This window comes from Nonomuraea insulae (assembly GCF_042656245.1).
In genome coordinates this window covers 113,108-133,926 of record NZ_JBHSPA010000062.1, presented here as the reverse complement: position 1 = coordinate 133,926, position 20,819 = coordinate 113,108, and the positions used below count along the sequence as shown (strand labels likewise).

General features: G+C 70.7%; 22 protein-coding genes. 14 read left to right on the top strand and 8 right to left on the bottom strand.

Annotated features, from left to right (window positions below; translation table 11 throughout):
* Nucleotides 1-50 precede the first annotated feature (50 nt).
* Complete coding sequence (locus ACFPZ3_RS46140; RefSeq protein WP_379520754.1) at nucleotides 51-1,490, bottom strand: amidase; 1,440 nt, start codon at nucleotides 1,488-1,490, stop codon at nucleotides 51-53.
* A gap of 56 nt (nucleotides 1,491-1,546) precedes the next feature.
* Here ACFPZ3_RS46140 and ACFPZ3_RS46135 point away from each other — a divergent pair, with 56 nt between their 5' ends.
* Nucleotides 1,547-2,725 carry a threonine synthase gene (locus ACFPZ3_RS46135; protein WP_379520753.1) on the top strand — a complete coding sequence of 393 codons (1,179 nt, stop codon included), beginning with the start codon at nucleotides 1,547-1,549 and terminating at the stop codon, nucleotides 2,723-2,725.
* On the opposite strand, the gene ACFPZ3_RS46130 is transcribed toward ACFPZ3_RS46135, so the two are convergent.
* Genes ACFPZ3_RS46130 through ACFPZ3_RS46120 form a run of 3 tightly spaced genes read right to left on the bottom strand, consistent with a single transcriptional unit; the run spans nucleotide 2,715 to nucleotide 6,029 of the window.
* Nucleotides 2,715-3,377, bottom strand: coding sequence for a hypothetical protein (locus ACFPZ3_RS46130; protein ID WP_379520752.1), 663 nt, complete (start codon nucleotides 3,375-3,377; stop codon nucleotides 2,715-2,717). The genes ACFPZ3_RS46135 and ACFPZ3_RS46130 overlap by 11 nt on opposite strands.
* A complete protein-coding gene (gene hrpB / locus ACFPZ3_RS46125) occupies nucleotides 3,329-5,704 on the bottom strand; it encodes an ATP-dependent helicase HrpB (RefSeq protein ID WP_379520751.1) in 2,376 nt (791 codons plus the stop codon). Before hrpB ends, ACFPZ3_RS46130 begins: the two co-directional genes overlap by 49 nt.
* Complete coding sequence (locus ACFPZ3_RS46120) at nucleotides 5,691-6,029, bottom strand: ArsR/SmtB family transcription factor (RefSeq protein ID WP_379520750.1); 339 nt, start codon at nucleotides 6,027-6,029, stop codon at nucleotides 5,691-5,693. Before ACFPZ3_RS46120 ends, hrpB begins: the two co-directional genes overlap by 14 nt.
* A gap of 89 nt (nucleotides 6,030-6,118) precedes the next feature.
* Between ACFPZ3_RS46120 and ACFPZ3_RS46115 the strand changes: the two genes are divergently transcribed.
* The 3 genes from ACFPZ3_RS46115 (at nucleotide 6,119) to ACFPZ3_RS46105 (ending at nucleotide 8,562) form a co-directional block, all read left to right on the top strand.
* Nucleotides 6,119-7,267: an MFS transporter gene (locus ACFPZ3_RS46115; RefSeq protein ID WP_379520749.1), complete on the top strand. Its 1,149-nt coding sequence runs from the start codon at nucleotides 6,119-6,121 to the stop codon at nucleotides 7,265-7,267.
* A gap of 23 nt (nucleotides 7,268-7,290) precedes the next feature.
* Nucleotides 7,291-7,716, top strand: coding sequence for a tetratricopeptide repeat protein (locus ACFPZ3_RS46110; protein WP_379520748.1), 426 nt, complete (start codon nucleotides 7,291-7,293; stop codon nucleotides 7,714-7,716).
* A gap of 156 nt (nucleotides 7,717-7,872) precedes the next feature.
* Entirely contained in the window at nucleotides 7,873-8,562 is a 690-nt protein-coding gene (locus tag ACFPZ3_RS46105; RefSeq protein WP_379520747.1) for a hypothetical protein, read from the top strand.
* Here the strand turns inward: ACFPZ3_RS46105 and ACFPZ3_RS46100 are convergent.
* The gene (locus ACFPZ3_RS46100) at nucleotides 8,531-9,361 is read right to left on the bottom strand and encodes an undecaprenyl-diphosphate phosphatase (protein ID WP_379520746.1); all 831 of its coding nucleotides are present in this window, start codon (nucleotides 9,359-9,361) and stop codon (nucleotides 8,531-8,533) included. The two genes, ACFPZ3_RS46105 and ACFPZ3_RS46100, sit on opposite strands and share 32 nt — an antisense overlap.
* Nucleotides 9,362-9,403: 42 nt before the next feature.
* The gene (locus ACFPZ3_RS46095; RefSeq protein ID WP_379520745.1) at nucleotides 9,404-10,285 is read right to left on the bottom strand and encodes a MurR/RpiR family transcriptional regulator; all 882 of its coding nucleotides are present in this window, start codon (nucleotides 10,283-10,285) and stop codon (nucleotides 9,404-9,406) included.
* 115 nt (nucleotides 10,286-10,400) lie between these two features.
* Here ACFPZ3_RS46095 and ACFPZ3_RS46090 point away from each other — a divergent pair, with 115 nt between their 5' ends.
* From ACFPZ3_RS46090 to ACFPZ3_RS46065, 6 genes are read left to right on the top strand one after another with little or no spacing between them, the layout of a single operon-like run.
* Nucleotides 10,401-11,531: a C45 family autoproteolytic acyltransferase/hydolase gene (locus tag ACFPZ3_RS46090; protein ID WP_379520744.1), complete on the top strand. Its 1,131-nt coding sequence runs from the start codon at nucleotides 10,401-10,403 to the stop codon at nucleotides 11,529-11,531.
* Nucleotides 11,528-13,135, top strand: coding sequence for an ABC transporter substrate-binding protein (locus ACFPZ3_RS46085; RefSeq protein ID WP_379520743.1), 1,608 nt, complete (start codon nucleotides 11,528-11,530; stop codon nucleotides 13,133-13,135). The genes ACFPZ3_RS46090 and ACFPZ3_RS46085 overlap by 4 nt, the downstream gene beginning before the upstream one ends.
* A gap of 4 nt (nucleotides 13,136-13,139) precedes the next feature.
* The gene (locus tag ACFPZ3_RS46080; protein WP_379520742.1) at nucleotides 13,140-14,054 is read left to right on the top strand and encodes an ABC transporter permease; all 915 of its coding nucleotides are present in this window, start codon (nucleotides 13,140-13,142) and stop codon (nucleotides 14,052-14,054) included.
* A complete protein-coding gene (locus ACFPZ3_RS46075) occupies nucleotides 14,051-14,893 on the top strand; it encodes an ABC transporter permease (protein WP_379520741.1) in 843 nt (280 codons plus the stop codon). Before ACFPZ3_RS46080 ends, ACFPZ3_RS46075 begins: the two co-directional genes overlap by 4 nt.
* On the top strand, nucleotides 14,893-15,834 hold the full coding sequence (locus ACFPZ3_RS46070) for an ABC transporter ATP-binding protein (RefSeq protein WP_379520740.1): 942 nt from the start codon (nucleotides 14,893-14,895) through the stop codon (nucleotides 15,832-15,834). Before ACFPZ3_RS46075 ends, ACFPZ3_RS46070 begins: the two co-directional genes overlap by 1 nt.
* Nucleotides 15,834-16,592 (top strand): ABC transporter ATP-binding protein, encoded by a 759-nt coding sequence (locus ACFPZ3_RS46065; RefSeq protein WP_379520739.1) that lies wholly within the window; start codon nucleotides 15,834-15,836, stop codon nucleotides 16,590-16,592. The genes ACFPZ3_RS46070 and ACFPZ3_RS46065 overlap by 1 nt, the downstream gene beginning before the upstream one ends.
* Here ACFPZ3_RS46065 and ACFPZ3_RS46060 read toward each other — a convergent pair.
* Nucleotides 16,576-17,307: a dienelactone hydrolase family protein gene (locus ACFPZ3_RS46060; protein WP_379520738.1), complete on the bottom strand. Its 732-nt coding sequence runs from the start codon at nucleotides 17,305-17,307 to the stop codon at nucleotides 16,576-16,578. The genes ACFPZ3_RS46065 and ACFPZ3_RS46060 overlap by 17 nt on opposite strands.
* 103 nt (nucleotides 17,308-17,410) lie before the next feature.
* On the opposite strand from ACFPZ3_RS46060, the gene ACFPZ3_RS46055 reads away from it, so the two are divergent.
* Nucleotides 17,411-18,235, top strand: a complete 825-nt coding sequence (locus ACFPZ3_RS46055; protein ID WP_379520737.1) for a helix-turn-helix transcriptional regulator — start codon at nucleotides 17,411-17,413, stop codon at nucleotides 18,233-18,235.
* On the opposite strand, the gene ACFPZ3_RS46050 is transcribed toward ACFPZ3_RS46055, so the two are convergent.
* A complete protein-coding gene (locus tag ACFPZ3_RS46050) occupies nucleotides 18,232-19,041 on the bottom strand; it encodes an NmrA family NAD(P)-binding protein (RefSeq protein WP_379520736.1) in 810 nt (269 codons plus the stop codon). The genes ACFPZ3_RS46055 and ACFPZ3_RS46050 overlap by 4 nt on opposite strands.
* A 75-nt stretch (nucleotides 19,042-19,116) precedes the next feature.
* Between ACFPZ3_RS46050 and ACFPZ3_RS46045 the strand changes: the two genes are divergently transcribed.
* The 3 genes from ACFPZ3_RS46045 to ACFPZ3_RS46035 all read left to right on the top strand — a co-directional run bounded on the left by ACFPZ3_RS46045 (nucleotide 19,117) and on the right by ACFPZ3_RS46035 (nucleotide 20,803).
* Nucleotides 19,117-20,040: an AraC family transcriptional regulator gene (locus ACFPZ3_RS46045; protein WP_379520735.1), complete on the top strand. Its 924-nt coding sequence runs from the start codon at nucleotides 19,117-19,119 to the stop codon at nucleotides 20,038-20,040.
* Complete coding sequence (locus ACFPZ3_RS46040) at nucleotides 20,037-20,543, top strand: HAD domain-containing protein (protein ID WP_379520734.1); 507 nt, start codon at nucleotides 20,037-20,039, stop codon at nucleotides 20,541-20,543. The genes ACFPZ3_RS46045 and ACFPZ3_RS46040 overlap by 4 nt, the downstream gene beginning before the upstream one ends.
* A 65-nt stretch (nucleotides 20,544-20,608) precedes the next feature.
* Nucleotides 20,609-20,803: a PspC domain-containing protein gene (locus tag ACFPZ3_RS46035; protein ID WP_375114816.1), complete on the top strand. Its 195-nt coding sequence runs from the start codon at nucleotides 20,609-20,611 to the stop codon at nucleotides 20,801-20,803.
* Nucleotides 20,804-20,819: the final 16 nt, after the last annotated feature.

Here is a 20,819-nt window from a genome sequence, read left to right as displayed (position 1 = left end):
CCGGAGCTATACGTCCAAGAGATAGTTATTCTGACATCCATAAGCCATCGTTATGAGAAGCCGGGCGGTCTGAGCGGTGGGTGGGCGGCCTGGAGCTGGGCGGCCAGGCCCAGGAGGTGGGGCTCGCCGCCGGGTGGGGCGATGATCTGGACGGCGATGGGCAGCGCGCTGGAGTGAGTGGCCAGGGGGACGGTGATGGCGGGCCAGCCGCACATGTTCCACGGGCCGGCGGCGGGGGCGTACCTGATGTTGCGTGAGAGGTTGCGCAGGAGGCCGCGGGCGCCCCAGCGGTCGGCCTTCGGCGGGATGGCGGCCAGGGCGGGGGTGATCAGCACGTCGGCCTCGCCGAACCACTGGTCGGCGCCGTAGCCGCGCCAGCGTTCCCGGCCGCGCATGCCGTCCAGCTTGAGCGCGGCCAGCACGCGGCCCGCGCGGGCCAGCGCACGGGTACGGCGTTCGAGCCGCCCGCGGTCGAGGCCCTCGACGGACTCGGCGGCCCTGACCAGCCACGTCGCGATGGTGGCCGGGCCGAGCCAGGCGGGCAGCCGGCTCTCGTGCTCGACCACCGTGTGCCCGGCCACGCGCAGCGTCTCCGCGGCCCCGCGTACCGCCGCCCTGAACTCCTTGTCCATCGTCAGCCCGGCAGGCAGCGGCTGAGGGGCGTAGGCCACGCGCAGGTCGAACGGGTCGGGGGCGTCCGGTGGCGGTTGCGGCTCCCAGACCTCGTCGTCGTCCGCCCAGACCGAGCGGAGCATGCGCGGCGGGGGCTCGATCCGGTGACCGCCACGCCACGCCTCGGCCAGCGACGGATCCGCGGCCAGCACGGACAGCGCGAGCGCCAGGTCGGAGGCGGTCGTGGCCAGCGGGCCGTTCTCGGTGAGGCGGTCCCAGTCGTCGCTCGGCGGTGGCACCAGGTCGGTGCCCGGTTTGATGGCCAGCACGCCGCAGCACGCGGCCGGGATGCGCAGCGAGCCCATGCCGTCGTTGCCGAGCGCGATCGGCACCATGCCCGCCGCCACGGCCGCGGCGCTGCCCGCCGACGAGCCGCCGGCCGTGCGGGAGGGGTTCCACGGGTTGCGGACGATCCCGTACGCGCTGTCGCCGAACGCCACCAGGCCCAGCTCCGGCAGGTTCGTCAGGCCCACCACCACGGCGCCCGCCGCCCGCAGCCGCGCCACCGTCGCGTGATCCTCGGGCGCGGGCGCGTCCGAGGTGGCCGCCGACCCGCCGCGCGTGGCCTCCCCGGCCACCTCCAGATTGTCCTTGACCGCCACCGGCACCCCCGCCAGCGGCAACTCCGCCAGGTCGGGCCGCTGCTGCAGTAGCCGCGCCTCGTCCACGGCACGCTCCCTGACCAGCCGGAACGCACCTACCCTTGAATCCCGCTCCGAGATGGCGTGAAGGTGCTCCTCCACGACGGTCGTGGCCTTGACATCCCCGTGCCGGACGGCCGTCGCGATCTCGATGGCGGACCTACCTGCCCACAACATGACTAGAGTGTGCAGCTTTTCACTCTTCGTTGCGAGGCTCGGTAGGGTCGATCCACGTGAATGGACCTTCGCTCGCGCTCCGTCAGCGCTCCCTGGGTGATCCCTCCGCCGAGTTCCCGCTGTTCCCGCCGCTGACCCGGGGCTGTCCTGCGACAAGCACAGACTCGCTCGCCTATCCGCTTGAGATCACCTACGACTACGCGAAGGTCGATCGGCGGTTGTTCGCGCAGGAGCCCGGGCCCGATCTCGCCCGCTGGTCGCCGCTGCTGCCGCCGCTGGAGGCGCCCACGCTGGGGGAGGGCGGCACGCCGCTGGTGGAGTTCGGGGAGGTGTACGTGAAGGACGAGTCGCGCAACCCGACGTGGTCGCACAAGGACCGGCTCAACCGGGTGGCGATCAGCGCCGCCGTCGCCTGCGGCGCGCCGGGCGTGGTCGTGGCCTCCTCGGGCAACCACGGGGCCTCGGCCGCCGCGTACGCCGCCAGGGCCGGGCTGCGGGCCATCGTGCTGGCCTCCGCCGACTCGCCGCTGGCCGTGCAGGCGTTCGTGCGGGCGTACGGGGCGAAGGTCGTGTCCGTGCCCGTCGAGGCGCGCTGGCCGTTGTTGCGGGAGGTGGTGGATCGGCTCGGCTACCACCCCGTCAGCAACCAGACCGTCACCCATACCGGGCACCCGTTCGGGCCGGAGGGGTACAAGACGATCGCGTACGAGCTGTTCCTGCAGCTCGGAGAGGTGCCCGCGGCCGTTTTCACGCCCACCGGCTATGCCGAGTTGTTGTACGGGGTGTGGAAGGGGTTCGTGGAACTGCGGCTGCTGGGGCTGGCCGACCGCATGCCGCGGATGTTCTCCTGCGAGACCGCCGCCGGCGGGCCGCACGCTCGGGCGCTGGCCACTGGCGTGCCCGCCGCGATCGTCGAGCTGGGGCCCACCGACGCCTACGGGATCGCCGGGACCGTCGGCGGGCATCGGGGGGTCGTCGCCGTGCGCGACAGCGGGGGTGAGGCCGTGCTCGTCACGGATGACGAACTGCGGCGGGCGCAGCGGGACCTGGCTCGTCAGGGGATGTGGCAGGAACTGTCGGGGGCCGCAGGGGTGGCGGGGTATCGGCGGTTGCGGCGGGACTTCGACGGGCCCGTGGTCTGTGTGGCCACCTCCAGCGGGTTCAAGGACGCCGGGGTCGGCAGTGAGCGCTATCCCGTGGTCGAGAATCCTTCTCTGGAGTCTCTTACGGCTTGAGCCAGACGCGGAGCCTTCCTGTGGTGGTGAAGCCGTGTTCCATCGCGGGGTTCGGGTCGCTCTCGTAGCCGAGCAGGTCGCGGCCGGGGTACAGCCTGGCGGCCATCGCGATGGTGTTCGGCCAGGCTTGCGGGCCGAACACGTTGGAGATGCCGCCCGCCGGGGTGATCACCGCGCCGGAGGTGATCGTCCGGCCGGTGCGGCCGAAGACGATCTTCGACTCTTCGAGCAGGGCCTCTCGGAAGAGGTTCCGCGCGCCGTGCGCCTGCTCCCATTCGCGCAGCGTCGCCGCGTCCTCGACCACTTCCCAGGTGGTGGGGGTGGGGCCGGGGGCCGGGCGGTGGATCCACTGGGCCTCGAACAGCACGTCGAAGCCCGGCAGGTCGAGGGTGGCGAAACTGTCCTTGACCGACGCGCCTGGACCCGGGTCGATGTTTTCGAGGATGTCCCGCGCGCTGGCCTGGGGGGTGAGGGTGACGGCGTCGGGATAGAGGGGCGGGGTTCTGACCGGGTTGGTCCAGGCGTGTTCGGTGAACGTGCCGGGGATGCCGTGGGTGCGGCACATCAGGTCGCACCACATCGCGTTGTCGCGGGCCGCCGCGATCACTTCGTACGGCGGGTGGGCTTCGTCGTCAGGGGGTCTTCCGGCCACGGGTGCTTAGGGTAGCGGCCGCGCATCTCGGCTCGTACGTGGCGATAGCCCTCGCGCCAGAACGAGGCCAGGTCAGCCGTCACCGCCAGCGGGCGGCCCGCCGGAGAAAGCAGGTGGACCAGGACCGGGACGCCCGCGATCTTCGGGGTCTCCAGCCAGCCGAACAGCTCCTGGAGCTTGGCCGCCAGCACCGGCTGGTCGCCCGAGTAGTCCACGCGGATGTTGGAGCCGCTGGGGACCTCCATGCGTTCCGGGGCCGTGGTCTCCAGGCGTTCGCTCCACGGGATCAGGCGTTTCAGGGCGGTGGCCACGTTCACGCGTTCCAGGTCGGCCCGGCGGCGGGCTCTGGACAGTTCGGGCTCCAGCCACTGGTCGGCCAGGTCCATGAGGTCGTCCATGGAGGGCCAGGGGGCGCCTATCGCTCGGTGGCAGAAGGCGAGGCGGTCTCGCAGGGCCTTGGCCTCCTTGGTCCAGGTGAGGATCTCCTCCGTGCGCAGGCCGTACAGGATGGCCGCTCGGACGTCGGCGTTCTTGAGAGGGGTGGAGGAGAGCTCGATCGCGCCGAGGCGTTCGATCGTGCGGGCGGAGACGTCGCCGCGGCGCTCTCCTGGCGGGACCCGCCAGATGATCTCGTCCTCGATCGTGGTGCCCGTCGCCTGGCGGGCCGTCCGCTCGTCGATCACCACCGCCTGCCTGATGCGGGCCGAGGCCGAGCCGGTCGGGCGGTCGGCTATCGCGATGGCGAGCCATTCCGCCGTGTGGAGTCTGGAGCCCTCGGGGAGCTGGGCCTGAGTGCCGGAGGCCATGAGGTAACCGCCGCCGCGCTTTCTCGCCACCCGCTCGGGGAAGGCCAGCGCCACCGCCGATCCGGCCAGCTCGTCGTCCGGCGCGCTGCCGCGGCCGCTGGTGGCGCGGCGCAGGCGCCTGGTCTCCTGGCGCCAGCGCGCGGCGAAGCCCGTGCCGCCGCGTCGGGCCGTGCGCCAGACCTCCACCAGGTCGTCGGAGGCGTCGCGGGGGAGCTGCTCCGACAGCAGGGCCACCACTTCCGCCGCGTCCGGGCCGAGGTCGAGCAGGGCGCGCGCCAAGCGGGGATGCACGCCCGCGAGCGCCATCCGCCGCCCCCGGTCCGTCACCCTGGCGGGCTGCTCGACGGCGCCGAGTGCCTCCAGGGTGCGCGTGGCGGCGGACATCGCGGCCGGTGGGGGCGGGTCCAGCAACGCCAGGCCGGTGGCATCCGGGGAGCCCCAGCAGGCGGCCTGGAGGGCGAAGGAGGTCAGGTCGGCCAGGGCGATCTCCGGTCTGGCGTGGTCGGCGAGTCGGTCGTGGTCGGCCGCCGACCAGCAGCGGTAGACCGTGCCGGGGGCCTCGCGGCCCGCCCGCCCCGCGCGCTGGGTGGCGGAGGCCTTCGAGACGCGGACCGTGGTGAGGGAGCCGAGGCCGCGGGCGTGGTCCGTACGCGGTTCGCGGGCCAGGCCCGAGTCCACCACCACGCGGACGCCGGGGACGGTCAGGCTGGACTCGGCGACCGACGTGGCCAGCACCACCCTGCGGGCCTGGCCGGGGGAGAGCACGGCGTCCTGGACGTGGGCCGGGGCCTGGCCGTGCACCTGGAGGAGGTGCTCCACGTCCCCGGCCAGCATTCCGGCCACCCTGCCGATCTCCCCCACGCCGGGCAGGAAGCACAACACGTCGCCGTCCTGTTCCGCGAGCGCGCGGCGGACCACCGAGGCCACGTGGGACAGCAGCGCGGGATCGACGCGCAGGCCGTGCGGCGGGGCTACCGGGCGCGGTGGCGGAGCCCAGACGGTCTCGACGGGGTGGGTGGTTCCTGTCGCGGCGACGACGGGGGCTTTGAGCAGATCGGCCCAGGGCCGGGCGTCGGCGGTGGCGGAGGTGGCCAGCAGGCGCAGGTCGGGGCGGAGCGTTTCGCGTACGTCGAGGAGGAACGCCAGCGCCGTGTCGGCGTCGAGGTGGCGTTCGTGGCATTCGTCGAGCACGACCGCGTCCACGCCCGGGAGCTCCTGGTCGCGCTGGAGGCGTTGCAGGAGGACGCCCGTGGTGACGACCTCGACCATGGGGTTGGCGCCTATGTGTCGTTCGCCCCTGATCGTGTAGCTCACGCCCATCCGGCGGGCCGCCGCTCGTACGGCCAGGCGCCGGGGCTCGGCCACCAGCACCCGCAGGCCCGTCTCGGCCAGGGCCAGCGGCACCACGGTGGTCTTGCCGGTGCCGGGCGGGGCGGTGAGCACGGCGCTTCCGTGGTGGCCGAGGGCGGTGAGCAACTCGGGGAGGACGTGCCTGATGGGCAGCGCCTCAGGACTGGGCATGGGCCTCGGCGGGGAGTCGGTGGGCGGCGTAGAGGACCGTGTCGAGCAGGCCGGGGAAGCGGCTCTCCAGGTCGGCGCGGCGCAGGCTCATGTACTTCAGCCTGCCCTCCTGCTTGGTGACCACCACGCCGGCCTCGCGCAGGGTGCGGTAGTGGTGTGAGGCGGTCGACTTGTGCACGCCGAGGTCGTCGCCCGCGTTGGTGCACGTCATCTCCCCGGCGACGGCCAGGCGGATGACGATCTGCAGGCGTACGGGGTCGCTCAGCGCCCGCAGGACCTCCGTGAGCTGGATGTCCTCCGTGGCTGGATGCGGTAGCAGGCGCATGGTCGAAGCCTACCTCCGTTTTATTGTTTGACAACGATCCAACCATACGTCAGTTTGATGGGCATCCAACTTTTCCGTATGGAGGCTCCATGAGTTCGCGGCTCTATCCGATGGCCGCCGGAAATTTCGCCATTGGCACCGGCATGTTCGTGACGGCTGGGCTGCTGCCGTCCATCTCGGCGGATCTGGGGGTCTCCCTGTCCGCGGCGGGGCAGCTCATGACGGTGTTCGCGCTGGCGTACGCCGTGTTGTCGCCCCTGCTGGCCGCCCTGACCGTACGGATGTCGCGCCGGACGTTGTTGCTGGTGGCCATGGGCGTGTTCGTGCTGGGGAACGTGTTGACCGCGCTGGCGCCCACATACCCGCTGGTCCTGCTCACGCGCGTGGTGGCGGCGGCGGGGGCGGCGATGTTCACCCCGACCTCCTCGGCCCTGGCGAACGCGCTGACCGAGCCCGAGCGGCGCGGGCGCGCGCTGGCGCTGGTGATGGGCGGGCTGAGCGTGGCGTCGGCCATCGGGGTGCCGCTCGGGACCTGGCTCGGTGAGGCCGTGAACTGGCGGGCCACGTTGTGGATGGTCACGGCGCTCGGCGTGATCGGGCTGGTCTGGGTCGCCCTCCGGGTGCCCGACGCGCGGGTCCAGGCCGCTGGGCGGCTGCGGGAGCGGTTCGAGCCGCTGCGCGACCGGCGGGTGCTGGCGGTGATGGTCACGCAGTTGCTGATGTTCTGGGCGGCGTTCAGCGCCTACACCTACATCGGGTCGCTGTTCGACCTGCCGCTCCCCGCGCTGTTGTGGGCGTGGGGGCTGGGCGGGATCGTGGGGAACCTGCTCGGCGGGCGGCTCACCGACGTGTACGGGCCGCGCAGGATGATCATGATCGGCATGGGCGCGTCCGTGGTGTTCCTCGCGCTCATCCCCGTCGCGAACCTGGCCCTGCCCGTCGCCCTCGTTTGGGGCTTCCTGTGGGGGGCCGTCGGGTGGCTGATCGCGCCCGCCCAGCAGTTCAGGACCGTCATGGCGGTGCCCGGCAACGTGCCGATCGGGCTGGGGCTGTTGTCGTCGGCCCAGTACCTCGGGTTGTTCCTGGCGGGGGTGGCCGGCGGGGCGGCGCTGGACGGGTACGGGAGGGCGGGCGTGGTCGTGTTGTCCGTGGCTCTCGGGGTGGTGGGGCTGGCCTTCACGCTGGTCACCTACCGGGGGGCCGTGATCTCCCCCAAGGTGAGCGTGCCGGCCAGGTGACGCCCGAGGGCATACTGAGCGCCGTGACTGATGACGAACTGCGGGAGAAACTGGCTGATCTGCTGACCCGGGACCAGAGTGACCCCGAGGTGCTGCTGCAGATCGCCTACACCAATGACTCGCTGGGCAACGAGCACGAGGCGCTGCCGTACTACGAGAAGGTGCTGGCGGCGGGCGCGAGCGACCGGCTCGGCACGTGGACCGGCTATGGCAGCACGCTGCGGGGGTGCGGGCGTTACGAAGACGCGCTGGCGGCCTTCGACGAAGGGCTGAAGGAGTTTCCCGGTGACGCGGGGCTGCGCACGTTCCGCGCCATGGCGCTGCACAATCTGGGCAGGCATCGTGAGGCCGTACAGGACCTGCTGATGCTCCTTGCCGAGACCGGGCAGGTCGGGGGGTATGAGCGGGCGGTGAAGTTCTACGCGGACAATCTCGACCTCACCTTCTGAACGAAGGCCACACCTTCTGAACGAAGCCCACACCTTTGAGCGAAGGCCACACCTTTTGAGCGGAGGTCGCCCGGCCGCGGATCCGTCTGGGAGGGGATCTGCGGTCAGTCGGCAGGGGGACGACGGCCGGGGGCCGCTGTTCGTAGCGTCGGCGGCATGTTCAGTGATCAGGTGAGTTTTCGTCGTGTCGCGGCGGGTGTGCTGCTGATCGTGGCGCCGCTGCTCCAAGCCATCGCCGTCGTCGTCGATCCCGGGACCTGGGGGGACGATCGGGAGGCGGTCAGTTTCGCGGCGAATCCCGCGCTCGCCCAGATCCAGTCCGTTCTCTACCACTGGAGCTGGATGCTCATGGCCGTGGCGGTGCTCGGCCTCGTGCATCTGACCAGGCGGAAGGCCACGCGGCTCGGGCACGTGGCGGGGGCGCTGACCGTGATCGGGTATCTGCAGTTGTCCGGGCTGCTGCTCAGCGATCCGGTGGAGTGGTGGCTGGGGCGGCATCACTCGCCGGAGGAGGCGCAGCGGATCCTCGATGAGATGCTCGGCCTGCCCGGGGTCGTGTTCGGGTTCCAGATGCCGTGGATGTTCTTCGGCTTCTTCGGGTTGCCGGTGCTGACCGTGGCCGTGTGGCGGGCCGGGTTCGTCGGGTGGTGGGCGCCCCTGGTCGTGGCCGTGGGGTATCTGGGGTCGTTCGCCCTCTCGTACGGGCTGCTGACCGTGGTGTTCTGGGGGGCGCCCGTCGTCGCCCTGGGCTGGATCGGGGTGAAGGTGCTGCGGATGGGAAACGACGGGTGGGCGGCCTACTATCCGGCGGCGGTCAGCCTTGAGCGGGAATCCAGCCCAGCGTGACCGCGAGGATGACGAAGAAGCCGAGGATGATGCGGTAGATCACGAAGGCCGTGAAGCGGTGGGTGCTGATGTAGCGCAGGAACCAGGCGACGGCCGCGTAGCCGACGACGAAGGAGATGACGGTGGCGAGGATCGTGGGGCCCCAGGCGGGGGCGGGGCCCTCGCCGATGTCCTTGAGCTCGAAGATGCCCGAGGCAAGGACGGCGGGGATGGCCAGGAGGAAGGAGTATTTCGCGGCGTCCTCGCGGCGGTAGTCGAGCAGCAGACCCGCCGTCACGGTGCCGCCCGAGCGGGAGACGCCCGGGATCAGGGCCAGGGACTGGGCGAAGCCGTAGATGACGGCGTGGGTGATGCTGAGGTGCTTCTCCAGCGTGAGCTTGTTGCGGGCCGTGTGGTCGGCGAACCAGAGGATGAGGGCGAAGACGACCAGCGTGGTGCCCACCAGGCGGAGATCGCGGAAGACCGTTTCGATCTGGTCTTTCAGCACCAGGCCGAGGACGGCGATGGGAAGGGTGCCGATGATGACATACCAGCCCATGCGGGCGGCCCAGTGGCTGCGCAGGTCCTTGTTGAACAGGGAGCGGGTCCAGGTGGAGATGATCTGCCAGATCTCCTGGCGGAAATAGATCAGCACGGCGGTCTCCGTGCCGAGCTGGATGACCGCCGTGAACGCCGCCCCCGGATCCTGCCAGCCGGCGAAAGCGGAGACCACCCGGATGTGGGCGCTGGAGGAGATCGGCAGGAACTCCGTGAGCCCCTGGACCAACCCCAGAACCACCGCTTCTAGCCAGCCGATCACGCTACACACCTCTCGGAACACGCGGGAGTGACGAGGGTGAGGTTAGCGGAATCGGGGACCCAGCAGTTGTTCGCGTAAGGCGTTGAGCTGATGGGAGTGCTCCACCGAGCGGGGCTCGTCGAGGGTGTCGAGAGCCAGGAGCAGGGCGTCGGCGACGATGATGCCGGTCAGGGGCTCGGCGGTGATGCCGGTGGGGGTGTGGGGGGCCGCCAGGACGGCGTCCACGCGGTCGGCGAACGAGCCGACGAGTTCGTCGGAGATCAGGATGGTGCCCGCGCCCACCGCCTTCGCGCGGTCGATCAGGATGGTGATCTCCTTGAGCTTGCGTGCCGGCTGGAAGACGACCAGCGCCTCGCCGTGCGTCAGCCAGAGGAGGTCGTCGGCCAGGGCGAAGCCGGTGGCGGAGACGGCGCGGGCGCGGTGGCCGCGACGGTTGAGCTTGAGCGCCAGGTGGTGGGCGGCCGGCTCGGAGGCGCCCGCCCCGTAGACGAACACGCCGGGCGCGTTGACCAGCAGCTCGACCGCTTTCTTGAACGCCTCCGCGTCGAGCAGCCTGCTGCAGTGCTCGACGCGCTCGCGCGCCTCGTCGAAGACGCGCTGCCAGATGCCGGACAGGTCCTGGCCGACGTGGCTGATGCGCTGCTTGAGGCGCACGTCGGGAGCCACCGCCGAGGTGAACTCGGCCGCCAGCGCCCGCTTCAGGCCCGGCAGGCCGCCGAAGCCCAGCCGCTGCATCGTGCGCACCACCGTTGCGTTGCTGGTGCCCGTCGCGGTGCCCAGCTCCTGCGCGCTGGCGAAGAGGATCTGATCCGGCGACGTGGAGATCAGGTAATGGCACACAGCCCGCTCAGCTGGTGACAAATCATCCCAAAGCTGTCTGACCTGAGCCCTGAGCTGCTCGATCGGGCTTTGTGTATTCTCCATTACAACTCTTGACTCCCGTGTATCGACCGTTACTCTGGCCTTGGAAACGACCGCTACAGGCTCGCCGCCCCCTGAAATGAACGTTACAGGCTTCCGGCCGGTCCAAGGAGCACCATTGAGTGTCACATCCCTGCCCCTCGTCGAGATCTCCGGCGCTCCGCGCGAGCGGGGGCGGCAATACGGCGAGCAGGCGCGCGAGCGCATCGGGCGCGCGCTGACCTACTACGCCGAGGCGTTCGCGCACTCCAGCGGCCTGTCGTGGGGGCAGGTCGTGGAGCGGGCGGCGCGCTGGGTGGAGCCGAGCAAGGCGTTCGCGCCCGAGCTGGTCGAGGAGATGGAGGGCATCGCCGAGGGGGCCGGGATCGACTTCCTCGACGTGCTGGCGCTTAACGCCAGGGGCGAGATCATCTACGACACCACCTTCAGCTCCATGGAGCCCGACGGGTGCACCTCGTTCGCGCTGATGGGGGAGGCGTCGGGCGACGGGCACGTCTACGCGGGCCAGAACTGGGACTGGCGCGACGGCGTGTCCGACACGCTGATGGTGCTCAGGATTGTCCAGCCGGGGCGGCCCACGGTGATCATGCACGTCGAGGCGGGGCAGGTCGGGCGGCAGGGGGCCAACTCGGCGGGCATCGCGCTCAACGCCAACGGGCTCGGTGGGCGCTTCGACGACTCGGTGGGCGTGCCGCAGACGCTGATCAGGCGCAGGGTGCTCGACAGCGGCGACCTCAACTCCGCCCTGGAGGCACTGACCAAGTCGCGGGCCCACATCGCCAGCAACGCGCTGGTCACCCACAGGGAAGGGTTCGCGATCGACCTGGAGACCACCCCGGGAGCGGTCGGGTGGATGTACCCGTCCGACGGGCTGCTCGTGCACGGCAACCACTACCAGGCGTTCGTGCCGCCACAACTGGCCGGCGACTACCGGCCCAGCGCCGACTCGTTGTTCCGGGTGCCGAGGGCCGAGGGCGGGCTGCGTCTCGTCCGCGAGGCGTCCGGCACCGACGAGGCCCGCAAGCGGATCAGGCTCGCCATGTCCGACCACCTGGGCTACCCCGAGTCCCTCTGCACCCATCCCGACGAGACCCAGCCCGCCGTCAAGCGGTGGGCGACCCTGCTGTCGAGCTGCGTCGACCTCACCACGGGCGACTACTTGATCGCGGCCGGCACGCCCTGCGACCACGAGTACGAGCGCGTGCCCTGGAACCTCTACGACGGACCGTATGGAGAAGTGACCACGTGAGAAGACTCATCCCCCTGGTCGGGCTCGCCTGCCTGGTCGCCGCCTGCGGCGGGCCCGCCGCGACCACCAAGGCTCCCGATCCCGCCAAGCTCACACTCGTCGATCGCACGGCCACGGCGGCCGGTCCGCTCGACAACGCCGTCTGGCTGCTCGACAAGGAGCCGGGCACGCTCGACCTCGACGCCGACGGCGGCACCCCCAACCGCACGATCATGGCCAACGTCTGCGAGCGCCTCATGCAGACCCAGCCCGACATGACCGTCAAGCCGTGGCTGGCGGAGAAGGCGGAGCGGCCCGACTCCAAGACGATGGTGCTCATGTTGCGTCAGGACGCCACGTTCCACGACGGGTCGAAGATGACGGCCGACGACGTGGTGTGGAGCCTGAAGCGGCACGCGGGCGAGGGCATGGACGAGTCCGACGAGTTCGAGGACGTCGCCTCGGTCGCCAAGAGCGGCGAGCACGAGGTCACGATCGCGTTCAAGAGGCCCAACGCGCTGTTCGAGCAGGCCATCGCCGGGGGCGCGGGGATCGTGCTCAACCGGAAGGTCGTCGAAAGGCAGGGCAAGGAATACGGCACGCCGGGGGGCGAGGACGCCTGCGGCGGGCCCTACCGGGTGAAGGAGTGGAAGTCCGGGTCGCAGCTCACGATCGAGCGTTATGACGGCTACTGGAACAAGGACGTCAAGCCGCTCACCAAGAGCGTCACGTTCCAGTGGGCCGAGGACACGGCGCTGGTCAACAGCCTGGTGACGGGGGCGGCGCAGGGAGCCTACCTGTCGGACACCGGGCCCGCCGTCGCGCTCCAGGCGAACCAGGCGGTGAGCGTGGCCTACGGCGCGACCACGCGGGTGTTCGTGTTGCTGCCGACCGATCGCGGGGTGATGAAGGATCCGAAGATCCGGCGCGCTCTGTCGCTGGCCGTGGATCGGGCGGGGATCGCCAAGTCCGGCTTCGCGGGGCTGGCCAGGCCGTGGAAGGTGCCGGTGGGGGCCGGGGCGTGGTCCTACGAGAAGGAGGCGTTCCAGGCCGCCTACGACCAGCTCCAGGGGGCGCCGGACTCGCCGCAGGTCGAGGAGGCCAAGAAGCTGGTGCAGGAGGCCGGGTCGCCGAAGGAGCCGATCGTGGTGGCGACCGACGGCGAGCAGTCACGCACGGTGATCGCCAACGCCGTCGTCGACGCGGCCAAGAAGATCGGCCTGACGGCGCAGATCAAGACCGTCCCCGCGGCGGAGTTCGGCAGCTTCTACACCGACAAATCCCTGCGCGCGCAGGTCGATCTCGTGCCTGACGACTGGTACATCACCAAGTCCGACCCCATCGGCTTCTACGACAACGGCCTGACCGGCTCGGCCAACAACTGGGTCAAGTTCAGCTCGCCCGCCTACGACGATCTCGTGGCCAAGGCGCTGGAGGCCACCGACCAGGCCGCCCGCGCCAAGGACGTCATCGAGCTGCAGAAGATGTTCACCGCCGACATGGTGTGGATCTCGCTGGTCGAGGTGCCCAACGCGGTCGTGCTCGGCAGCAAGGTGACCGGCCCGCCCGCCTCCCAGGTCCATATGGGCTATCCGTGGGCGGCCGATCTCGGGGCCAAGGGCTGAGCCAGTGGTCCGCAAGCTGGCCGGGCTGGTCGCGACGCTGCTCGCCACCTCGTTCGTGATCTTCGTGGCGTCCTACGCGGCGCCCGGCGATCCGGTCACGTTCCTGGCGGGCGGCAAGGAGAACCTGACGCCCGAATACCTGGCGGCGATCCGCGTCCAATATCACCTGGACGACCCGTTCCTGGTGCAGTACGGGCGCTGGCTGGGCGACGCGGTGACCGGCGACCTCGGGCGCTCCACCCAGTACAACGACCAGGTCGGCGACCTGCTGCTGGCCCGGCTGCCGAGCACGCTGGGGCTGGTGGCGTATTCGGCGGTGTTGTTCGTGGTCTTCGGGGTGGCGCTGGGGGTGCTGGCGGCGGTGCGCGGCGGGCGGACCGACTCGGCGGTGGTGGCCGGCACGACGTTCGCCACCTCGGTGCCGCCGTTCGTCGTCGCCACGGCGCTGATCTCGCTGTTCGGGGTGCAACTCGGCTGGTTCCCGGTCATGGGCGGCGGGTCGCTGTGGCACCTGACGTTGCCCGCCGTGACGCTGGCGCTCGGCGCCCTCGCCATCATCAGCCGCGTGACCAGGCAGTCCATGATCGAGCAGCGCGAGCTCGACCATGTGACCGTGGCCCGCGCCTCGGGGCTGCCGGAGCGGCTGATCGTGGTCAGGCACGTGTTCCGCGGCGCGCTGGGGCCGATCGTGACCATGTGCGGGCTGGTCACGGCCGGGATGCTCGCGGGCACGGTGACCGTGGAGACCGCCTTCGGGCTCAACGGGATCGGCTCGCTGCTCGTGAACGCGATCAACACCCACGACTTCCCCGTGACGCAGGCGGTGCTGCTGCTCATGGTCACCGCCTACATCGCCGTGACCACCCTCGTCGAAATGGCGCAACCGCTGATCGATCCCCGAGTGAGGAGGCAGGCATGACCACGGCGGTCGCCACGCTGTCGCCCAAGACGGCGCGGCCCCTCGGTTACTGGCTGGCCACGGCCTTCCTCGTGCTCGTCGTCGTGGCGGCCGCGCTGGCGCCGCTGGTGACGCCGTACGATCCTGACGCGGTCGACTTCGCCGCCACGCTCGCCCCGGTGTCCCCCGAGCACCTGCTCGGCGCCGACCAGTCGGGCCGCGACCTGCTCTCCAGGGTCCTCCACGGCGCCCGCACCTCCCTCATCGGCCCCCTGGTGCTGCTGGCCATCGCCTCGGCGCTGGGCGTCGCGCTGGGGACACTGGCCGCCTGGCATCGGGGGTGGGTGGACGCCGTGGTGTCCCGGCTGACCGACGTCATGTACGCCTTCCCCGGGCTGCTGTTCGTGGTGCTGATCGTGGCGGTGTTCGGCAATGGGATGACGACGGCGGTGGTGGCGCTCGGGCTGGCGTACACGCCGACGATCGCCAAATACACCCGCAGCGTCGCGCTGGGCGAATGCGGCAAGCCGTACATCGACGCCTATCGGGTGCAGGGCATGGGCGGGTTCACCATCTGCGTGCGGCATCTGGTGCCCAACATGGCGCGTTCGATCGTCGGCTACCTGGTCGTGCTGTTCGGCGAGGGGCTGATGAGCCTGGCCACGCTGAGCTTCCTGGGGTTCGGGGCGCAGCCGCCGTCCTCCGACTGGGGGCTCATGGTCAAGGAGGGGCAGCCGGCGATCGTGCAGGGGGCGTTCCTGCCGGTGCTGGTGCCGGGCGCGGCCATCGCGCTGGTGGTCGTGTCGTTCAACGTGATCGGCGTACGCCTGGCCGACCGCATGGGCGTGAGGGGGACGTGATGCTGCTCTCGGTGGAAGGGCTGACGATCGAGGCGGGCGGCCGGCGGCCGATCCTGCGCGAGGTGTCGCTCGGCGTCGGCAAGGGCGAGATCGTGGGCCTGGTTGGGGAGTCCGGCTCGGGCAAGTCCACGATCGCCCGCTCGGTGCTGCGCCTGCTGCCCGCCCATGCCCGGGTCTCCGGCCGGGTGGCGGTGTCCGGCGATGACGTGCTCACGATGTCGCCCGCCGCGCTCAGGGATCTGCGGGCCTCGCGGGTGTCGATGATCTACCAGGATCCGCGGTCGTCCCTCAACCCGGTTCGCCGGATCGGTGACTTCCTGACCGAGCGCATGGTGCTCACGCTGGGCCGGCCCAAGGCCGAGGCGCGGGCACGGGCGCTGGAGCTGCTGGACGCGGTGGGGATGCGTGATCCCGAGTTGCGGATGCGGCAGTATCCGCACGAGTTGTCCGGCGGCATGTTGCAGCGCGTGGTGATCGCCGCCGCGCTGGCCGCCGATCCGGCGCTGCTGCTGGCCGACGAGGCGACGAGCGCGCTCGACGTCACCACCCAGGCCGAGACGCTGGCGCTGCTGCGGCGGGTGCAGGCGGAGCGGGAGCTCGGCATGTTGTTCATCACGCACGATCTGCACCTGGCGGCGGCCTTCTGCGACCGCATTCACGTGCTCTACGCGGGCACGGTGGTGGAGTCGCGGCCGGCCAAGGAGCTGTTCGAGGACCCGCGCCATCCCTACACCGCCGGTCTGCTGGCCTGCACGCCCGAACTGGGCGACCCTCGTCCGATCCAGCCCATTCCCGGCCGGCCGCCGTCGCTGGACGACGCCTTCACGGGCTGCCCGTTCGTGCCCCGGTGTCCCGGGGCGACGCAGGCTTGCGAGGAGTGGCAGCCGGTGCCCGTGAGCGTGTCCGGCGGGTCCGCCGCCTGCCGGCTGGTGGAGGTCTGATGCTCGCCGTAAACGATCTGCGCAAGTCCTTCGGCGCCACGGTGGCCGCCGACGACGTCTGTTTCGACCTGGCCGCGGGCGGCTCGCTCGGGCTGGTCGGTGAGTCGGGATCGGGGAAGACCACGATCGCCCGCATGCTCGTCGGCCTCGTCACCCCCGACTCGGGCACGATCACCGTGGACGGGCGGGAAAGGGGCCTGAGAGAGCGCGGCAGGGCCGCCAGGCTGCGCAGGGCCAGGGAGATCCAGATGGTCTTCCAGGACCCCTACCTCTCGCTCGATCCCCGGCTGACGGCCGAGCAGTGCCTGCACACGGCGCTCAGGCTGCACGGCAAGCCCCGCACGCGCGCTCCGGAGCTGCTGGAGCAGGTCGGGCTGGGCAGCCGCGAGGCCGGGGCGCGGCCGCACCAGCTCAGCGGCGGGCAGCGGCAGCGCCTGGCCATCGCCAGGGCGCTGGCGGTGGAGCCGTCGGTGCTGGTGCTCGACGAGGCCGTGGCCGCGCTCGACGTGTCGATCCAGGCGCAGATCCTCGAACTGCTGGCCCGGGTGCGGCGCGAGTCGGGGGTGGCGCTGCTGTTCGTCAGCCACGACCTGGCCGTGGTGCGGCACCTGTGCGAGCAGACGCTGGTGCTGCACCGGGGGGTCGTGGTGGAGCGGGGGGCGGTGGAGCGGGTGCTGGCCGAGCCGGAGCACCCCTACACCCGGCTGCTGCTCGACTCCGTGCCCCGGCCCGGGTGGCTCGTCAGCGGTGGGAGGTGAAGGTGAGGATGCGGTGCCAGGCGTCGGTGCACGCCTCCTGCCACTGTTCGTAGGAGGCGTCGAAGAAGGAGTGGGGCGCGCCGTCGTACACGTGGCCCTCATACGTCTTGCCGGACCGGTCGAACTCGGCGGTCAGCGCGGCGTACTCCTCGGGGGTGGTGGCCACGTCGTCGCCGGCGAGCAGCATGAGCAGCGGGGCGGACGGTTCGGACGTGCGGTCGCCGAGGAAGCGCGGCGGTCCGTAGAAGCCGACCGCGCCGGCCAGGCCGAGGCCGGCGGCGGCCAGGCGCCAGGAGTAGGCGCCGCCGAGGCAGAAGCCGACGGTGAAGAGGGGGCCGGGATGCCAGGCGCGCAGCGTGCCGGCGGCCGCGGCGGCGTCGGTCTCGACGTGCTGGGGTTCGAGCAGGGCCATGTGGGCGTAGCCGTCGAAGGTGTCGTCCCGGGGGCCGGTGCCGGCGCTGCGGCCGTAGTAGTCCATCACCAGGGTGTGGAAGCCCGCCTCGGCGAACCGGTGCGCCAGGCTCGCGTAGAACGGGTGGAAGCCCCGCACGTCGGGCATCAGGAGCACATTGCTGCCATTGGGGACGGTCGGGGCCGCTCGGTAGGCCTGGAAACGGTTGCCGTCCGTGGCGCCGAGCTCCAGGGACCCGTGCTCGGCCACCTTTCCGGTGACGACGGGCGCGGCGGGTGGTCTGCTGTCGATGTCGTGACACATGCTGGCAAGCCTGGCGGGGTCGGGGCAGGCGTCCCAGGCCCGGCGGTTACGGGTACTGGCAGGGCCACCCAGCGCGAGGGGTGAATCCGACATACTGGACGTCATGGGCGATGAGCTGGCGGGATTCCTCAGGTCTCGCAGGGGACGGATCAGCCCCGAGAGTGTGGGGATCACCGGGCTGGGGCGGCGCCGGGTGGCGGGGCTGCGGCGGGAGGAGGTCGCCCAGCTCGCCGGGATCAGCGTGGAGTACTACCAGCGGCTGGAGCAGGGGCGGGCCGGGCATCCGTCGCCCGAGGTGCTCGACGCCCTCGCCACCGCGCTCCGGCTCGACGACGTGGAACGTGAGCACCTGCGCACGCTGGCCGGCTCCGGGCGCCGCCGCGAGCCGCGTCGCCGGGCCGCGCGGCCGGCCGGGGCGGCGCGGCCGGAGCTGGTGCGGATGCTGGAGCTGGTCCGCACGCCCGCCCTGGTGATCAACGACCGGTTCGACGTTCTCGTGGCCAACGCCGTGGCCGCCCGCCTGTTCATGCTCGACGGGTCCCCGGCGAACCTGGCCAGGAAGTTGTTCCTCGACGGCGGGGACTTCTACGTGGAGTGGGACGCGGTCGCCGCCGAGACCGCCGGGCAGCTGCGGCTCACGTCCGGGTTGTATCCGAGGGACGCCGAACTGGCCGCGCTCGTGGACGAGCTGCGTGACGGCAGTGAGGCGTTCCGCGGAATGTGGGGCGCGCGGGATGTCAGTGTTCGTACGTATGGGGTGAAGAGTTTCCGGCATCCCGCGTTGGGGACCGTGACGTTTAGCTATGAGCATTTCGTCCCGGCGGGGGACTCGCGGCAGCGGCTCGTCGTGCTCGTGCCGGTCGAGGGGAGCGCCACCGAGGCCGCGGTGCAACTCCTCGCGGGCTGGAGCCTTTCGCCGGCGTACTAGTCCGTCCAGACGTGGACGTTGGCCCTGGCGTAGTCGGTGAAGTCGCGGGCCGGTCGGCCGAGCGCCTCGCGTACGTCGCCGGTCAGGCTGGCGTTGCGGCCGTCGAGGATGCCGGTGAACAGGTGGGTCAGGCCCTCGGCCTCGTCGCGGGGGACCCCGTGCCCCACGGCGTCGGCCATGTACTCCTCCGGCGTGACCTGTACGAACGAGATCTTCCTGCCGGTCGCCTTGGACAACTCCTCCGCCACGTCGGCGAACGTCAGCAGCCGCGGCCCCGTCAGCTCGTACAGCCTGCCCGTGTGCCCCTCCTGGCTGAGTGCCGCCGCGGCGATGTCGGCGATGTCGTCCACGTCCAGGAACGGCTCGGGCACGTCGGCGGCCGGCAGCGCGATGACGCCGTCGAGCACCGGGCCGAGCAGGAAGTCCTCGCTGAAGTTCTGCATGAACCAGCTGCAGCGCAGCACCGTCCACTCGGCGCCCGACTCCCGCACCGCGCGCTCGCTGGCCTGCGTCTCCGGCTCGCCGCGCCCGGACAGCAGCACCAGCCGCCGTACGCCCCCGCGCACGGCCAGGTCGGTGAGCGCCTTGATGTCGTCGTACGCGCCGGGGAAGGACAGGTCGGGGTAGTAGGACAGGTAGACGGCCGTGACGCCGTCGAGGGCGTCCTCCCAGGTGGAACGGTCCTTCCAGTCGAAGGCGGGCGTGCCGGAGCGCGAGCCGATCCGTACGGGAAGGTCCTGCGCGGTGAGCCTTTCGGCGATGCGGCGGCCGGTCTTTCCGTTCCCGCCGAGTACCAGAATCGTCATGTATCTAGTAAGTCCTCATACCGATAAGACTCTCCATGGTTGAGAAGCGCAATCCCATATGCGATCGTCTAACCCATGGATCAGCTCGCGGCGCTACTCGACGGCCCGAGAGCTCGGGGCGCCTTCCTGCTCCGCTCGGTCCTTGACCCGCCCTGGTCGCTGCGCATTCAGGACGAGGCGCCGCTGTCGGTGATGGCACAGGTGCGCGGTGAGTCGTGGATCATGTTCGACGACGGTGAACCCGTGCGGCTGAAGCCAGGGGAGGTGGCGGTGGCGCGGGGGCCGGAGCCGTACACGGTGGCCGATGAGCCCGGCACCAGGCCGCAGATCGTCATCCACCCCGGCCAGCGCTGCACCACGCTCGACGGCGAGTCCGTCTACCAGGCCATGGACCTGGGCATTCGTACGTGGGGCAACGATCCAGACGGCGGCACCATGCTGCTCACCGGCACCTACAACCTGGAGGGCGAGGTCAGCAGGCGGCTGCTCGAAGCGCTGCCGACGCTCATCGTGCAGCCGGGCGACCCGCTCATCTCGTTGCTCGGGGCGGAGATCGTCAAGGACGAGCCGGGGCAGGAGGCCGTCCTCGACCGACTGCTGGATCTGCTGCTCATCGCGGTGCTGCGGGCGCACTTCGCCACGCACGACGCGCCCGCCTGGTACCGCGCGATGAGCGACCCCGTGGTCGGCAAGGCCATGCGGATGTTGCACAACAACCTCGCCCATCCGTGGACGGTCGCCGCGCTGGCCGCCGAGGTGGGCGTGTCGAGAGCCTCCCTGGCCAGGCGTTTCACCGAACTGGTCGGCGAGCCGCCGATGGCCTTCCTCACCGACTGGCGTCTCGCGATGGCCGCCGACCTGCTGCGGGAGCCGCACGCGACGATCGGATCGGTGGCCAGAAAAGTGGGGTACGGGAGCCCGTTCGCGCTGAGTGCGGCTTTCAAGCGGGTCCGAGGGATCAGTCCGCAGGAATTCCGGGCCGGAGCTGTTGTTCATTGAAACCTCTGCTCCTGATCGACGTGGACGGCGTGCTCAACCCGATGGGACGGCCCAGCCCTGACTTCCGGCCGTACCGATGCACGATCGGCACCGACGTCTACACCGTCTACCTCAACGCCAGGCACGGCCGCCGCCTGCTCGACCTGGCCCTGGCCACCGGCTCCGAGCTCGTCTGGGCCACCACCTGGGAGCATCACGCCAACGATTGGATCGCTCCCAGAATCGGCCTGCCGTCCCTGCCCGTCATCACCATGAGCCCCGAGGCGCCCAGCGAGTTCGGGGAGATGTTCAAGACTCCGCACGTGGCCGCGTACGCGGGACGGCGGCCCTTTGTCTGGTTCGATGACCAGGTGTGGGCGGAGGACGAGGAATACCTCAGGGTCCATCAGGGTCTCGACGATTTCCTGCTCATCCACGTGGATCCCAGACGCGGACTGACCAGCCGTCATCTGGGCATGGCACATGAGTGGCTGACCCTTACAGGGTTTTCTCAGGGTTCCTGACGGGAGTCTGTGGGCCTGCTCGTCCGTTGCCAAAGATAGGTAGCACAACCACACGGAGGAACAGAATGTACCGCTCACGAGAGCACAGGATCCTGGCCGGCGTCTGCGGCGGCCTGGCCGACAAGATGGGTCTGCCCCCTACGCTCGTACGGATCCTCTGGCTGTTGCTCTCGCTCATCCCGGGGCCGCTCTGGGTCGTGTACGTCGTGATGTGGATCCTCATCCCGGAGGAGCCGAAGGGCTACCGCACCGCCGCCTAAGTCGTTGCCGATGGGC